Origin of the sequence: Streptomyces sp. NPDC056296 (assembly GCF_042268605.1) — a bacterium.
GTDB lineage: Bacteria > Actinomycetota > Actinomycetes > Streptomycetales > Streptomycetaceae > Streptomyces.
This window is the reverse complement of the sequence record NZ_JBHJRX010000064.1, coordinates 16,766-30,990: the sequence shown is the minus strand read 5'-3', so window position 1 is coordinate 30,990 and position 14,225 is coordinate 16,766. Positions and strand designations below refer to the sequence as shown.

Annotated in this window: 11 protein-coding genes and 2 pseudogenes; 9 read left to right on the top strand and 4 right to left on the bottom strand. The window is 72.1% G+C overall.

Annotated elements, in window-relative coordinates; genetic code table 11:
* Window positions 1-20: 20 nt before the first annotated feature.
* From ACFCZF_RS34370 to ACFCZF_RS34350, 5 genes and pseudogenes are all read left to right on the top strand, one after another.
* Window positions 21-1,634, top strand: a complete 1,614-nt coding sequence (locus ACFCZF_RS34370) for a PucR family transcriptional regulator (protein WP_376674971.1) — start codon at window positions 21-23, stop codon at window positions 1,632-1,634.
* 102 nt (window positions 1,635-1,736) lie between these two features.
* A complete protein-coding gene (locus ACFCZF_RS34365; RefSeq protein WP_376674970.1) occupies window positions 1,737-2,579 on the top strand; it encodes a nitrilase-related carbon-nitrogen hydrolase in 843 nt (280 codons plus the stop codon).
* A gap of 34 nt (window positions 2,580-2,613) precedes the next feature.
* A complete protein-coding gene (gene hydA, locus ACFCZF_RS34360; protein WP_376674969.1) occupies window positions 2,614-4,017 on the top strand; it encodes a dihydropyrimidinase in 1,404 nt (467 codons plus the stop codon).
* An 11-nt stretch (window positions 4,018-4,028) separates the two neighbouring features.
* Window positions 4,029-5,051: a TIGR03842 family LLM class F420-dependent oxidoreductase gene (locus tag ACFCZF_RS34355; protein WP_376674968.1), complete on the top strand. Its 1,023-nt coding sequence runs from the start codon at window positions 4,029-4,031 to the stop codon at window positions 5,049-5,051.
* Window positions 5,052-5,168: 117 nt separating this feature from the next.
* A pseudogene (locus ACFCZF_RS34350) lies at window positions 5,169-6,714 on the top strand (NCS1 family nucleobase:cation symporter-1).
* Here the strand turns inward: ACFCZF_RS34350 and ACFCZF_RS34345 are convergent.
* The 3 genes from ACFCZF_RS34345 to ACFCZF_RS34335 form a co-directional block, all read right to left on the bottom strand.
* A complete protein-coding gene (locus ACFCZF_RS34345) occupies window positions 6,705-7,367 on the bottom strand; it encodes a hypothetical protein (protein WP_375917747.1) in 663 nt (220 codons plus the stop codon). The pseudogene ACFCZF_RS34350 and the gene ACFCZF_RS34345 overlap by 10 nt on opposite strands.
* A 239-nt stretch (window positions 7,368-7,606) precedes the next feature.
* On the bottom strand, window positions 7,607-7,921 hold the full coding sequence (locus ACFCZF_RS34340) for a hypothetical protein (protein ID WP_376674967.1): 315 nt from the start codon (window positions 7,919-7,921) through the stop codon (window positions 7,607-7,609).
* Entirely contained in the window at window positions 7,918-8,931 is a 1,014-nt protein-coding gene (locus tag ACFCZF_RS34335; RefSeq protein ID WP_376674966.1) for a carboxymuconolactone decarboxylase family protein, read from the bottom strand. Before ACFCZF_RS34335 ends, ACFCZF_RS34340 begins: the two co-directional genes overlap by 4 nt.
* Before the next feature lie 167 nt (window positions 8,932-9,098).
* On the opposite strand from ACFCZF_RS34335, the gene ACFCZF_RS34330 reads away from it, so the two are divergent.
* Together ACFCZF_RS34330 and ACFCZF_RS34325 are read left to right on the top strand one after the other, a co-directional pair.
* Window positions 9,099-10,211: a sensor histidine kinase gene (locus ACFCZF_RS34330; RefSeq protein WP_376674965.1), complete on the top strand. Its 1,113-nt coding sequence runs from the start codon at window positions 9,099-9,101 to the stop codon at window positions 10,209-10,211.
* The gene (locus tag ACFCZF_RS34325; RefSeq protein ID WP_376674964.1) at window positions 10,208-10,891 is read left to right on the top strand and encodes a response regulator; all 684 of its coding nucleotides are present in this window, start codon (window positions 10,208-10,210) and stop codon (window positions 10,889-10,891) included. Before ACFCZF_RS34330 ends, ACFCZF_RS34325 begins: the two co-directional genes overlap by 4 nt.
* On the opposite strand, the pseudogene ACFCZF_RS34320 reads toward ACFCZF_RS34325, so the two are convergent.
* A pseudogene (locus tag ACFCZF_RS34320) lies at window positions 10,888-11,950 on the bottom strand (biotin/lipoate A/B protein ligase family protein). The gene ACFCZF_RS34325 and the pseudogene ACFCZF_RS34320 sit on opposite strands and share 4 nt — an antisense overlap.
* A 113-nt stretch (window positions 11,951-12,063) precedes the next feature.
* Here ACFCZF_RS34320 and ACFCZF_RS34315 point away from each other — a divergent pair.
* Both ACFCZF_RS34315 and ACFCZF_RS34310 read left to right on the top strand, forming a co-directional pair.
* Complete coding sequence (locus ACFCZF_RS34315; RefSeq protein WP_376674963.1) at window positions 12,064-12,834, top strand: helix-turn-helix transcriptional regulator; 771 nt, start codon at window positions 12,064-12,066, stop codon at window positions 12,832-12,834.
* Between the two features lie 221 nt (window positions 12,835-13,055).
* The gene (locus ACFCZF_RS34310; RefSeq protein WP_376674962.1) at window positions 13,056-14,108 is read left to right on the top strand and encodes an iron-siderophore ABC transporter substrate-binding protein; all 1,053 of its coding nucleotides are present in this window, start codon (window positions 13,056-13,058) and stop codon (window positions 14,106-14,108) included.
* The last annotated feature ends 117 nt before the right edge of the window (window positions 14,109-14,225 follow it).

Sequence of the window (14,225 nt, the reverse complement as noted above, 5' to 3'; positions counted from 1 at the left end):
CGAGCCGAGGAGGCGCCGCCATGACCACCACCTGGGACCAGGACCAGCAGCCCTGGGAACCCGCTCTGTCGGTCCGTCAGGTCCTCACCCTGGAGCGGGTGCTCGCCGGGCAGCCCGAGGTGGTGGCCGGCGAGCACCGGCTCGACCGGCCCGTGCGCTGGGTGCACGTCGCCGAGGCCGCCGACGTCGGCGTGATGCTCAGCGGCGGCGAGATGGTGCTCACCACCGGGGTGCTGCTCGCCGGCGACGAGGACAAGCAGGGTGAGTACATCCGCTCCCTGCACCGCGCGGAGGCCGCGGCCGTCGTACTCGGTCTCGGCCGCGCCTTCCCCGCCCCGCCGGACGTGATGCGCCGGGTGGCCGAGCGGTGCGGTCTGCCCATGGTCGTCCTGCACCGGCCCTTCCCCTTCGCCGAACTGACCGAGGAGGTGCAGTCCCGGCTGCTGCGGCGCAAGTTCGCCGCCGTCAGCCTCTCCGAGGCCGTACGCACCGAACTGACCGGACTGATCACCGCGGGCGCCCCCGTGCAGCGCCTCCTCGACGAGGTGGCCCGGCACGGCGGCTGCCCGGTCGTCGTCACCAACCTCGCCCACCGCGTCCTCGCCACGGCGGGGGAGCGGCCCGCGGTCGACGACGTGCTCCGGGACTGGGAGCGCATCGCCCGCCAGGCCGGTGCCGGGACGGCCGACGGCTGGATCCGCGCCGAGCTGAGCGGCCGCGGGGAGCGCTGGGGGCGGCTGGTGCTGTGCGGCTACCGCGGTGACCGGGCCGCCGGCCGGCTGCTCGCCGACCGCGCCGCCGAGGCCCTCGTCCTGCACCGCATGCGCGGCTGCGACGGGACCCACGCCGGGGGCTCCGGGAACCCCGGCAGCTCCTGGGACTCCTGGGAGGAGCAGTCCGCGCGGAGCCTGCTCACCGACCTGGTCAGCGGCGCCGTACCGGCACGGCAACTGCTGCCCCGGGCGCGCGCGGCCGGACTGCCGGTCAACCGGCGCGTCTTCGTCCCGCTCGTCGTCCGCGACCAGGAACCCGCCCGGCTGAACCGCGTGCTGCGGCTCCTTGGCCTGCCCGGGATCGTCGCGGAACTCGCCGACGGTGCCGGCGCCGTCCTGCTCAGCCTCGCCCCCGACCAGGACGCCAGGGCGCTGACCGCCCACTTCGCTGCCCGGCTGCGGTCGGAGCCGGAGTCCTCGCACGCCGTGGTGGCGGCGGCCGACGCCCGCGCCGCCTGGGACGACGTACCGGCCGGCCTGCGCGAGGCCCGGCACGTCGCCGACGCCGTGGCCGACTCCGCGACCGCCCTCGACCCGCCGCCCGTCGTGCGCCTGCGCGACATCCACCTGCGCGGACTGGTCCGGCTGCTGCGCGACGACCCGCACGTGCAGTCTTTCGCCGAGCGGGAGCTGGACGGACTGCTGCGCAGCCCCGACGAGGACCTGCTGTCCGTACTGCGCACCTACCTCGCCACCGGCCGCAACAAGTCCCGCACCGCCCGGCTCCACCACGTCTCCCGGCCCGCCCTCTACCGCCGTCTGGAGGCCATACAGGGCCGCCTCGGCGTGGACCTCGACGACTTCGAGCAGGCCGCCTCCGTCCACATCGCGCTCCTCGCCCACGACGCGCAACAGGGGTGACACCGTGCAATGCCCGACCCTCGCAGACGTGACACCGTGCCACTCAATTCGGCCGTCCGCCCTTCCTAGGCTCGCAGCACACCGAGCGAGTGGAGGCCGAAGATGAGCCGAGTGATCCGTGCCGCGCTCTTCCAGACCGCCTGGACGGGCGACAAGGAATCGATGATCCAGGTCCACGAGCAGGCGGTCCGCGACGCCGCCGCCCAGGGGGCACAGATCCTGTGCTTCCAGGAGCTGTTCTACGGACCGTACTTCTGCCAGGTCCAGGACCCCGAGTTCTACGCCTACGCCGAGCGCGTCCCCGATGGCCCGATCGTCGAGCGCTTCCAGCGGCTCGCCCGCGAGCACGGCATCGTCCTGGTGCTCCCGATGTACGAGGAGGAGCAGCCCGGCGTCCTGTACAACACCGCCGCCGTGATCGACGCCGACGGCTCCTACCTCGGCAAGTACCGCAAGACGCACATCCCGCAGGTGCGCGGCTTCTGGGAGAAGTTCTACTTCCGCCCCGGCAACAGCGGCTGGCCCGTCTTCGACACCGCCGTCGGCAAGGTCGGCGTCTACATCTGCTACGACCGGCACTTCCCGGAGGGCTGGCGGGCGCTGGGCCTCGAAGGCGCCGAGATCGTCTTCAACCCGTCGGCCACCTCGCGCGGCCTGTCCGGCTACCTGTGGCAGCTGGAGCAGCCGGCGGCGGCCGTCGCCAACGAGTACTTCGTGGGCGCCATCAACCGGGTCGGCGTCGAGGAGTTGGGCGACAACGACTTCTACGGCACCTCGTACTTCGTCGACCCGGAGGCCCGGTTCGTGGGCGAGGTGGCGAGCGACAAGGAGAGCGAACTCGTCGTCCGCGACCTCGACATGGGCAAGCTGCGCGAGGTGCGCGACCGCTGGCAGTTCTACCGCGACCGGGCGCCGGGCGCGTACTCCCCGCTGACCGCGCCCTGACCGACCGGGGCACCTGACAGGAGGGAACAGCAGCATGAGCAGCCGTACCGTCATCCGCGGTGGCCTCGTCGTCACCGCGTCCGACGAGATCCACGCCGACGTCCTGATCGAGGACGGCCGCATCGCCGCCCTCGCCGCGACCGGCACCCCGGCCACCCAGGCCTTCACGGCCGAGCAGGTCATCGACGCGAGCGGCAAGTACGTCATCCCGGGCGGCGTCGACGGCCACACCCACATGGAGATGCCCTTCGGCGGCACCTACGCCGCCGACACCTTCGAGACCGGCACCCGGGCCGCCGCCTGGGGCGGTACGACCACGATCGTCGACTTCGCCATCCAGAGCGTCGGACACTCCCTGCGCTCGGGCCTGGACGCCTGGCACGCCAAGGCCGAAGGCAACTGCGCGATCGACTACGCCTTCCACATGATCGTCTCCGACGTGAACCAGAAGACGCTCAAGGAGATGGACCTGCTGGTGGAGGAGGGCGTGACCTCCTTCAAGCAGTTCATGGCCTACCCCGGCGTCTTCTACTCCGACGACGGCCAGATCCTGCGCGCCATGCAGCGCGCCGCCGAGAACGGCGGCCTGATCATGATGCACGCCGAGAACGGCATCGCCATCGACGTCCTGGTCGAACAGGCCCTCGCCCGCGGTGAGACCGACCCCCGCTTCCACGGCGAGGTACGCAAGGCCCTCCTGGAGGCCGAGGCGACCCACCGCGCCATCAAGCTCGCCCAGGTCGCCGGCGCGCCCCTGTACGTCGTGCACGTCTCCGCGACGGAGGCGGTCGCGGAGCTGACCCGGGCCCGCGACGAGGGCCTGAACGTTTTTGGCGAGACCTGCCCGCAGTACCTCTTCCTGTCCACCGACAACCTCGCCGAGCCCGACTTCGAGGGCGCCAAGTACGTGTGCAGCACTCCGCTGCGCCCGCGCGAGCACCAGGCGGCCCTGTGGCGGGGCCTGCGGACCAACGACCTCCAGGTGGTCTCCACCGACCACTGTCCCTTCTGCTTCAGCGGCCAGAAGGAGCTGGGCCGGGGCGACTTCTCCAAGATCCCCAACGGCATGCCGGGCGTCGAGAACCGCATGGACCTGCTCCACCAGGCCGTCGTCGACGGGCACATCACCCGGCGCCGCTGGATCGAGATCGCCTGCGCCACCCCGGCCCGCATGTTCGGCCTGTACCCGAAGAAGGGCACCATCGCCCCGGGCGCCGACGCCGACGTGGTCGTCTACGACCCGCACGCCGAGCAGGTCATCTCCGCCGAGACCCACCACATGAACGTCGACTACTCGGCGTACGAGGGCAAGCGGATCAGCGGCCGCGTGGAGACCGTGCTCTCGCGCGGCGTACCGGTCGTCACCGAGCGGGAGTACACCGGGCGCAAGGGCCACGGCGTCTACACCCCGCGCGCCACCTGTCAGTACCTGAACTAGGAGCGGCGCCCATGGACTTCGGACTCGTCCTGCAGACCGACCCACCCGCCTCCCGCGTGGTCGACCTGATGAAGCGGGCGGAGAGCAACGGCTTCAGCCACGGCTGGACCTTCGACTCCGCCGTGCTGTGGCAGGAACCATTCGTGATCTACAGCCAGATCCTGGCCCAGACCTCGGAACTCAAGGTCGGCCCGATGGTCACCAACCCGGGCACCCGTACCTGGGAGGTGACCGCCTCCACCTTCGCCACCCTCAACGACATGTTCGGCAACCGCACCGTCTGCGGCATCGGCCGCGGCGACTCCGCGATGCGCGTCGCCGGTCGCAAGCCCAACACCCTGGCCCGCATCAGCGAGGCCATGAAGGTCATCCGGGCGCTGGGCAGGGGAGAGGAGGCCGACCTCGGCGGCGGCACCGTCATCAGGTTCCCCTGGATCAAACCGGGCGCCGAAGTGCCCGTGTGGATGGCGGCGTACGGACCGAAGGCGCTGAAGATGACCGGCGAGGAGGCCGACGGCTTCATCCTCCAGCTCGCCGACCTCTACCTGACCGAGTACATGGTCAAGGCCGTGAAGGACGCCGCCGTCGCCGCCGGGCGGGACCCGTCCGAGGTGCGGATCTGCGTCGCCGCCCCGGCCTACGTCACCGCCGACGACTCGCCCGAGGCGCTCGCCCACGCGCGCGAGCAGTGCCGCTGGTTCGGCGGCATGGTCGGCAACCACGTGGCCGACCTCGTCGAGAAGTACGGCGCCCACTCCGCCGCCGTACCCGACGAACTCACCGACTACATCAAGGCCCGCGAGGGCTACGACTACGCCCACCACGGACGCAGCGGCAACCCGGACACGCGCTTCGTGCCGGACGAGATCGTCGACCGGTTCTGCCTGATCGGTCCGGCCGAGAAACACATCGAGAAGCTGGGCGCCCTGCGCGCCCTCGGCGTCGACCAGTTCGCGCTCTACGACATGCACGACGCGCAGGAAGCCGTGATCGACGCCTACGGCACGGAGATCATCCCGGCCGTCGACGCCTGACCCCTCCCTCTTCCCCTCTGATCCGAGGGGAAGAGGACTTAAGGACGCGGCACCCGCGCACCCCCCTCGGCACCGCCCGCACGGCCTCTCCCGTCCCACCGCACGATTGGCCTGCCCATGACCGACACCGCGCCCACGGCGATACCGCCGTCCGCCCAAGTCACCCTCCCCGACGGGCGCGTGGAGCTCGCCCCCGGCTCCCCGCCGCCGAGCGGCCCCTACGCCAACGAGGACCTGCTGCCCGTCCCCGTCGAGGGGCGCACCTGGACCACGTACAACTTCTCCGCCCTGTGGGTCGGCATGGCCCACAACACGGCCTCCTGGACGCTGGCCTCCGGTCTGATCGCCGTCGGCATGGACTGGAAGCAGGCGGTGTTCACCATCGCCCTGGCCAACGTGATCGTGCTCCTGCCGATGCTGCTCACCGGGCACGCGGGACCCAGGTACGGCATCCCCTTCCCGGTGTTCGCCCGCGCCTCCTTCGGCATCCGCGGCGCCAACCTGCCCGCCGTGGTGCGGGCGCTGGTGGCGTGCGGCTGGTTCGGCATCCAGACCTGGATCGGCGGTGAGGCGATCTACTTCCTGGCCGGAAAGCTGATCGGCGACGGCTGGACGAACGCGGCGACGTTCGGCGGCCACGCCTGGACGATGTGGCTGTCGTTCGCGATCTTCTGGGCCATCCAGGTCGCCATCATCTACCGGGGCATGGAGACGATCCGCCGCTTCGAGAACTGGGCGGCGCCCTTCGTGCTGGTCGGCGCGTTCGTGATGCTGTGGTGGATGGCCGACAAGGCGGGCGGCTTCGGCCCGCTCTTCGACCAGCCGTCGCGGCTGGGCTGGGGCGGCGACTTCTGGAAGCTGTTCTGGCCCTCCCTCATGGGCATGATCGGCTTCTGGTCCACGCTGTCCCTCAACATCCCGGACTTCACACGCTACGGAAAGAGCCAGAAGGCGCAGACCCGCGGCCAGGCCCTCGGCCTGCCGACCACCATGACGCTCTTCGCGTTCCTCTCCGTGATGGTCACCTCCGGCTCGCAGGCGGTGTACGGGGAGGCCATCTGGGACCCGGTGAAACTCGCCGCGAAGACGGACAACGTGGTGGGGCTGCTCTTCGCCCTCGTCACCGTCCTGGTGGCGACCCTGTCCGTGAACATCGCGGCCAACCTGGTCTCACCGGCCTTCGACTTCTCCAACGTCGCCCCGCGCAAGGTGAGTTTCCGGGCGGGCGCGCTCATCACCTGCGTCCTCGCCGTGCTGATCTTCCCGTGGAATGTACTCCGACCCGCAGGGCTACATCTTCACCTGGCTCGGCCTGGTCGGCGGGCTGCTCGGCACGGTCGCCGGCATCCTCATCGCGGACTACTGGATCCTGCGCCGCGCCCGTCTCGACCTCGTCGACCTGTACCGCACGGGCGGACGCTACTGGTACGACCGGGGCTGGAACTGGCGGGCGGTCGTCGCCTTCCTCGTCGGCGGCGTCCTGGCCATCGGGGGCGCCGACTTCCACCCGCTGATCGACGGCAGGCCCGTGCCGTTCCTGGAGCCGCTGGCCGACTACGGCTGGGCGGTGGGCCTCGGCACCTCCATGGTGCTCTACCTGGCGCTGATGCTGCTGCCCGCCACCCGGCCACCTCGTGTGCCGGCCGGTCCGGCTCAGCTCTGACCGTCGTCCAGGGCGGCCACCGCCTCCTTGGCCGCCTTGATGGCACCCTTGTTGATCGTGTCCGTACTCGGTGCCTTCTTCGACTCGAAGTCGCTGCCGTTGTACGTGATCATCACCAGGGCGTTGGACGCGCGGACCAGCACGGTGCCCTCGCGTGTCTGCTGCTTGTCCTCGGTGGTGAGGTTCACGACGGAGTACGCCGCGTCGCCGAGCCCCGGGACCTCGCCACCGCCGCTCCGGTCGGCGACCCGCCCCTTGTACGACTTCAGCGCTGCCTCGTCCGACTTCATCACCTCGTAGGAGACGTCGAGCCACCGGTAGTCGTACCCCTTGAGCGCGTTCCAGGAGCAGGTGCGGCGCACATCGGTGTCCGTCGAGGGGATCTCCTTGCCGGCCGCCTCGGCACCCGGCACCAGTGAGGTGACCGTCTTCCGGGCCAGGCTCTCGCAGGGTGCCGGAGCGGCGGCGTACGTCTTCGTCACCGCCTCGGTCGCCGGTGCGGAGGCGGACCGGTTCGTGGTGTCGGGCGGCGTCTTGTCCTTCGCGGCCGGTGACGTGTCCGGCCCGGACGACAGCGCCCAGCCCGCCGTGGCGAGCACGGCGACCGGCGCCAGACGCGCGGTCAGGGCGAGCGGCAGGGGAAGAGAACGCACGGCGCACTTCTCGTGGGGGACGGTGCGGAGAGGGTCCGCACTGCGGACGGGACGCCAGTGTCACACGAGTCCCCGTGGGGCGGAAGGGCGAACTCGGTCCGTGGCCGCGCGGTGACGCAGACGAACGGGAACGCCTGTTCCGGGCGAGGGGCCGTCAAGGCCGGACGGCCCCGGCACCTGGTCCGGCGGGAAGCCGTCAAGGCCGGACGGCCTCAACGCCTGGCCCGGCGAGGGAGCCGTCAGGGCCGGACGGCCGTCACCAGCCACACGCCGGCCCGCAACCGCACACCGGTGCCGGTGTCGAACGGGCGCAGGACCTCCTCCGGACCGGCGAGCCGCGAGGCGGGGAGCGCGCCGCCCGGTACGCGCGACAGGAGGAACTCGACGGCATCCCGCACGTCCCGGCCCCAGACCGTCTCGGCGCACACGTACGCCGCGTTCTCGATCCCCTCGGCCGCTGTGCTCGCACGTGCCCGCTCCAGCAGAGGTGCCGAGATGTCGACGCCGGGGCCGTTCCAGGCCTCGGCCGGACGGGGGTCGGCGACGAGGGTCATGAGGTCTCCTGAGGGGTGGACGGGGCGGTGGGTGCGGTCAGGGCGGTCTCGATGCGGTCCACGGCGGCGAACGCGCCGTACGCGACGAGGTGCACCAGGCAGTGGTCGGTGTGCTCGGGCCGGCGCCATGCCGCGACGTCCGCGTCCGTGATCCCGCCCGGCGCGAGCGCGGCCAGCAGCGCCAGCCGCGCGCCGGGCCGCTCCCGCCGGTCGGGGAAGGGCCCTTGGACGAGGGGCGGGTGCGACCCGTCCCAGTCACGCAGGGTGGCGCGTACGAGGGCCTGGTCGTCGGCGTCGAGGAGACCGGCGCCCATCGTGGCGGTGGTGCTCAGTGCCGCGTACGCGGGACCGACCGGTGTACCCGCCGCCCACGCCGGTCCCGGGCCGGGGTCGTCGAGCAGGGGCAGGGCCGCACCGGGCACGGCCGGGCGGCGCACGGTGCGGGACAGCGACCGGCCCGCCAGGCTCCGCACCGGACGCAGCCGCTGCGCGTCGGCCGGGAGCAGGTTTTCGGTCACCAGGGCCGACACGACGCGGTTGATGAAGTGGAAGGCCAGCGCGGTCCCGAGATAGCCGGGAGCCTCCTCGCGCGGGAACGGATACGGCTCCCGCGCGGCCCCCGGGACCCGGGTGCGCCGCGCCCAGTCGAGCACGCGCGCGTGCTGCTCGTCGGCCGGCTCCTGACCCCGGGCCAGCCGCTCGGCCAGGGCGTGGTCGCCGGTCGCGTGCAGCAGCATGGTGTGCGCGTCCACGCAGAACCGGCACTTGTTGGCCTGCGACACCCCGAAGGCGGCGACCTCCTTGCCGGTCCGGCCGCCGGGGCCGGCGATCAGGGACTCGCGCATCAGCGCCCAGGCCGGGGCGACGAGCGCGGGGGCGGAGGAGAGGACCACGAACGGGGCGGGCTCGGGAATGCCGAAGTCCCGCGCCGCCTGTGCGTAGACCTCGGCGACGCGGCCGGTGGCCGCCTTCGGTGGCAGGGGTTCGGTGTGACGGAAGGGTGTGGGCATGGACAGCAGCGTGCGCCACCGGGGCGCCCGCGGTCGTCGTACGGCCGGATGCGGTCGGCGCTGCGCCACCGAGGTCCGGTCCGGCGGGGCACTACTTCGCCGGGAGTAGTCCGCAAGCCGTCCACAGGGCCGACGCGACCGTCGGCGAGGCCGTCTAGGGTGCGGGCATGAGTGGGCGTCGGATCGATCGCAGATGGCTCGCCGACACGGTCCTCGCGGTCGTGGTCGGCGCCCTCGGTATGACCGTCGCCGCCTTCGACGACGACACCCGGGCCCTCGACCACGCGCTGATCGCCCTCGCCTCGGCGGCGCTCGCCTTCCACCGCGTCGCCCCGCGCGCGGTGCTGGCCGTCGCCACCGTGCTCGGCACGGCGTACGTCGTGCACGCCCACCCCGGGCCGCTCTCCGCGCTGCCCGTCCTGGGCGCCGTGCACACCGCAGCCCGGGTCGGCCACCGGGGCGTCGCCGCGGCCGGCGGCGCGGTGTTCCTGGCCGGGTACGTGGCGACCGGCCCCGGGACGCAGGAGGTGGCCGAGCGGGCCGGGTTGCTCGCCGGCTGGTTTCTGTGCGCGGTGGTGACCGGGCTCGCCGACCGGAACTGGCAGGCGTACCTGCGCCAGACCGAGCAGCGCGCCCTGGAGGCGGAGCGCACCCGGGAGGAGGCGGCCCTGCGCCGCGCCGGTGAGGAACGCCTGCGCATCGCCCGGGAGTTGCACGACTCGCTCACGCACAGCATCTCCATCGTCAAGCTCCAGGCGGGCGTCGCGGTCCACCTGGCCCGCAAACGCGGCGATGAGGTGCCGCCGGCGCTGCTCGCCATCCAGGAGGCCAGTGGCGAGGCGATGCGCGAACTGCGCTCCGCCCTCCAGGTGCTGCGCGCCGACGAACCCACCGGCACCCCGGCACTGCTCGTGGAGCGGGCCCGCGCCGCCGGTCTGGCCGTCGACCTGACGGTCACCGGTGACGAGCGCCCGCTGCCGCAGGCCGTCGACCGGGCCGCCTACCGCATCGTCCAGGAGGCCCTCACGAACGCGGCACGGCACGCGGGACCGGCGAAGGTGACGGTTCTCATCGACTACGGCAGGGGGAGCGAGGGGCGGTTGGCGATCGACGTGGAGGACGACGGAGCGGCCGACCCGGCCCGCCCGCCGACGCCGGGCACCGGCCTGACCGGCATGCGCGAACGCGTGACGGCTCTAGGCGGCACCCTGGGCGCCGCCCCGCGCGCGGAGGGCGGCTTCTCGGTGCGGGCCCGGCTGCCGCTGGGAGAGACGGTATGAACGAGGTCCTGCGGGTGGCGCTCGTCGACGACCAGGCGCTGATGCGCGCCGGCTTCCGGGCCCTCCTCGACGCCGAGGACGGCATCGAGGTGGTCGGCGAGGCGGCCGACGGCGAGCAGGGCGTGGCACTGGTGCGGGACCGGGTGCCCGACGTGGCGCTGGTCGACGTGCAGATGCCCGTGATGTCGGGCATCGAGGCGACCCGCCGCATCGCCGCCGACCCGGCGCTCGCCGCCGTCCGCGTGGTCATCCTCACCAACTACGGTCTGGACGAGTACGTCTTCGAGGCGCTGCGGGCGGGAGCCAGCGGCTTCCTCCTGAAGGACACCGAGCCCGCCGACCTGCTCCAGGCCATCGAGGTGGTGGCACGCGGTGAGGCGCTGCTCTCCCCGTCGGTCACCCGCACCCTGATCGGCGAGTTCGTCTCCCGGCCCCCGGACCGCGCCACCGCCCCCGGCCTGGACCGCCTCACCCGCCGCGAACGCGAGGTCACCGCGCTCGCCGCCCGCGGCCTGAGCAACGAGGAGATCGCCGTGCACATGGTGATCAGCCCGTTGACCGCCAAGACACACATCAGCCGCGCGATGACCAAGCTGGGCGCCCGGGACCGGGCCCAACTCGTGGTGTTCGCCTACGAGTCGGGCCTGGTGGAGGCACGTCAGCGGGAGAACGGACCCTAGGGGACCCGTGCCGTCCACCCGTCGGAGCCGAACTTGGTGCCGGCCAGCTCCCGCGCCCGGGCCAGCTCCTCGTCGGTCACCTTTCCCTGGGCGAGCCCGTACCGGCCGGCGAACGACTCGATCATCCGCTCGATGACGGCCTCCCGCGCCAGCCCGGTCTGCCGGCGCAGCGGGTCCACCCGCTTCTTCGCGCTCCTGATGCCCTTGTCGGACATCTTCTCCCGCCCGATGCGCAGCACTTCCAGCATCTTGTCCGCGTCGATGTCGTACGACATGGTCACGTGGTGCAGCACGGCGCCGGGACCGCCGCCCGGCCCCACGACGCGCTTCTGGGCGGCTCCCGCGATCTTGCCCTGGTCGGTGGCGATGTCGTTCAGCGGCTGGTACCAGGCGCGGATCCCCATCTCGCCGAGGGCGCCGAGCACCCAGTCGTCGAGGTAGGCGTAGCTGTCCTGGAAGGAGAGCCCCTGCACCAGCGCCTCCGGCACGGACAGCGAGTAGGTGATGGTGTTGCCGGGCTCCACGAACATGGCGCCACCGCCGGAGATCCGGCGCACCACCTCGATGCCGTGGCGGGCGGCGCTCTCGGCGTCCACCTCGTTGCGCAGCGACTGGAAGCTCGATGATCACCGCCGGGGCGCCCCACTCCCACACCCTGAGCGTCGGAGGGCGCCGGCCCGCGGCGACCTCGGCGGTCAGCACCTCGTCAAGCGCCATGTGCAGGGCGGGGGGCTGCGGGCCCTCGTGGATCAGCTGCCAGTCGTAGTCCGTCCAGTCCGTGGCGTGCGCCAGGGCCCGGCGCACGGCGATGCCGACGCCCTCCGAGGTCAGCCCGTACATCACGGTGCCCTCGGGCAGCGCCGCGTCGATCCGCGCGGCGAGTCCGGCGGCGTCGGTGTCCGCGGGGGCGCCCTCCAGCGCGCGGTTCACGGCGTCCAGCGCCTCGTCCGGTTCCAGGAAGAAGTCGCCCGCCACGCGCACGTGCCGCAGCACACCGCCGTCGGCCTCCACGTCCACGACGACCAGCTTGCCGCCGGGGATCTTGTATTCACCGTGCACCGATCCGCCTCCGTTTCCGCACATGAGGGGCAACAGCGGAGCCGATCACGGTGTTCCCGGGGCCGTCCCACCCGCGTACGGGGCCGGCGGCCGGTGCCGGTTAGCCTGACCGCATGCGGGTCACCAGGGAGCTGCCGACGCTCGCCGCCGGCGAGGTGGACGTGCCCTTCGTGATCAAGGGGTACGAGGAGGTCGTCGCCGACGACACGGCCTGGAACGAGCACTCGCACCCGTGGCACGAACTGCTCTGGAACGAGCACGGCGCGTCCACGGTCGTGGTGGGCTCCCGGGTGTGGTGCGTCACGCCGACGCTGGGACTGTGGATGCCGGCGGGGCAGTTGCACTCCGCCTCCGCGGTCGCGGGCACCTCGTACCGGGCCCACTTCTTCCGGCACGGCACGGTGTCGGCGCTGCCCGACGTACCGGTCGCCGTGGACATCACCCCGCTGCTCCGGCTGCTCCTGGAGCGGCTGGAAGAGGAGGACCTGACGTCGCGTTCCCGGGCCGTGACCGAGACGATGGTCCTCGACGTCCTGCGGCCGTCGCCCCGGGCGCTGTTGGTGCAGCTGCCCACGTCCCCGTTGCTGCGGCCGATCGTGGACGCGGTACGGGCCGATCCCGCACACCAGCGGACGCTGGCCGGCTGGGCGGCCTCCCTCGGGTGCAGCGCCCGCACACTGACCCGGGCGTTCCGGACCGAGACGGGCACCAGTTTCGCCCGTTGGGTCGCCGCGGTACGGGCCCAGCACGCCGTGCAGCTGCTCTCCCGTGGATTCGAGGTCGACGTGGTGGCCGACGCGGTCGGCTACCGCTCGGCGAGCGCCTTCGGGGCGGCCTTCCGGCGGACCACCGGGACCACTCCGGGCAGCTTCCGGACTCGCTGACGGACCCGCTGACGGACCCGCTGACGGGCCAAGGATGTCCCGATCGCTACACGGCCTGTCCAAAAGACTCGATTGATGCGCGCGCGCCGACTCCATAACCTGTGCAGGTAAGCCTTACCTAACTAGCTGGCGCGCGTGCTGTGCCCTGCTTCCCGGCCGCCGAGTCCGCGTGCCGGAGCGCGGGCCCCGGCACCGCCGACCGAAAGTGACACCACGGGTCGATGAGAACTCCACGCCTTCGTGTGCTCGCCCTCGCGGCGGCCCTCCTGTTCGGCCTCACCGCCTGCGGCGGCCAGGACGGCGACCAGGGGAAGCAGGACGACAGCGGCGCCGCCGGCGCCGACGGCTCCGGTCAGTTCCCCGTGACGGTGAAGCACGCGCTCGGGACCACCGTCGTCCCGTCCAAGCCCAAGCGCGTCGCCACCGTGAACTGGGCCAACGAGGAGGTGCCGCTCGCACTCGGCGTCGTCCCCGTCGGCATGGCCAAGGCCAACTTCGGCGACGACGACGGGGACGGCGTACTGCCCTGGACCGAGAAGCGCCTCAAGGAACTCGACGCCAAGACGCCCGTCCTCTTCGACGAGACCGACGGCATCGACTTCGAGGCCGTCGCCGACACCAGGCCCGACGTCATCCTCGCCGCGTACTCCGGGCTGACCGAGCAGGACTACGAGACCCTCAGCCAGATCGCCCCCGTCGTGGCCTACCCCGAGGCCGCCTGGGCGACCCCGTGGCGCGACATCATCCGCCAGAACAGCAAGGCCATCGGACTCGCCGAGGAGGGCGACAAGCTCATCGGCGACCTCGAGGGGCGGATCAGCAAGACCGCCGCCAAGTACCCCCAGCTCAAGGGCAAGACGGCGATGTTCATGACGCACGTGTCCTCCAAGGACGTCAGCCAGGTCGGCTTCTACACGACCCACGACACCCGCACCCAGTTCTTCACCGACCTCGGCATGAGGATCCCCGCGAGCGTCTCCGGGCCGTCCGAGTCGACGAAGAAGTTCGTCCTCACCAAGAGCGCCGAGCGCATCGACGACTTCAACGACGTCGACATCATCACCGGCTACGGCGACGACACCGGCGAACTGCTGGGGGCCCTCAAGGACGACCCGCTCACCTCCAAGCTGGCCGCCGTGAAGCGGGGCTCCATCTATCTGCTGCCCGGCAGCACCCCGCTGGCCACCGCCGCCAACCCCACCCCGCTGTCGATCCCGTACGTCCTGGACGACTACGCGAAGGCGCTCGCCGAGGCCGCGGACAAGGTCAAGTGACCGTTACCGACACCCCGACCGCGGGGGGGGAGAGGGGGGGGGGGGGTGCGGGGGGGGGGTGCGGTCTGTTGGTTTCCTTTGGTGTCGCTGGTCCTGTTTGTGGCTTTGGGGGGGCCC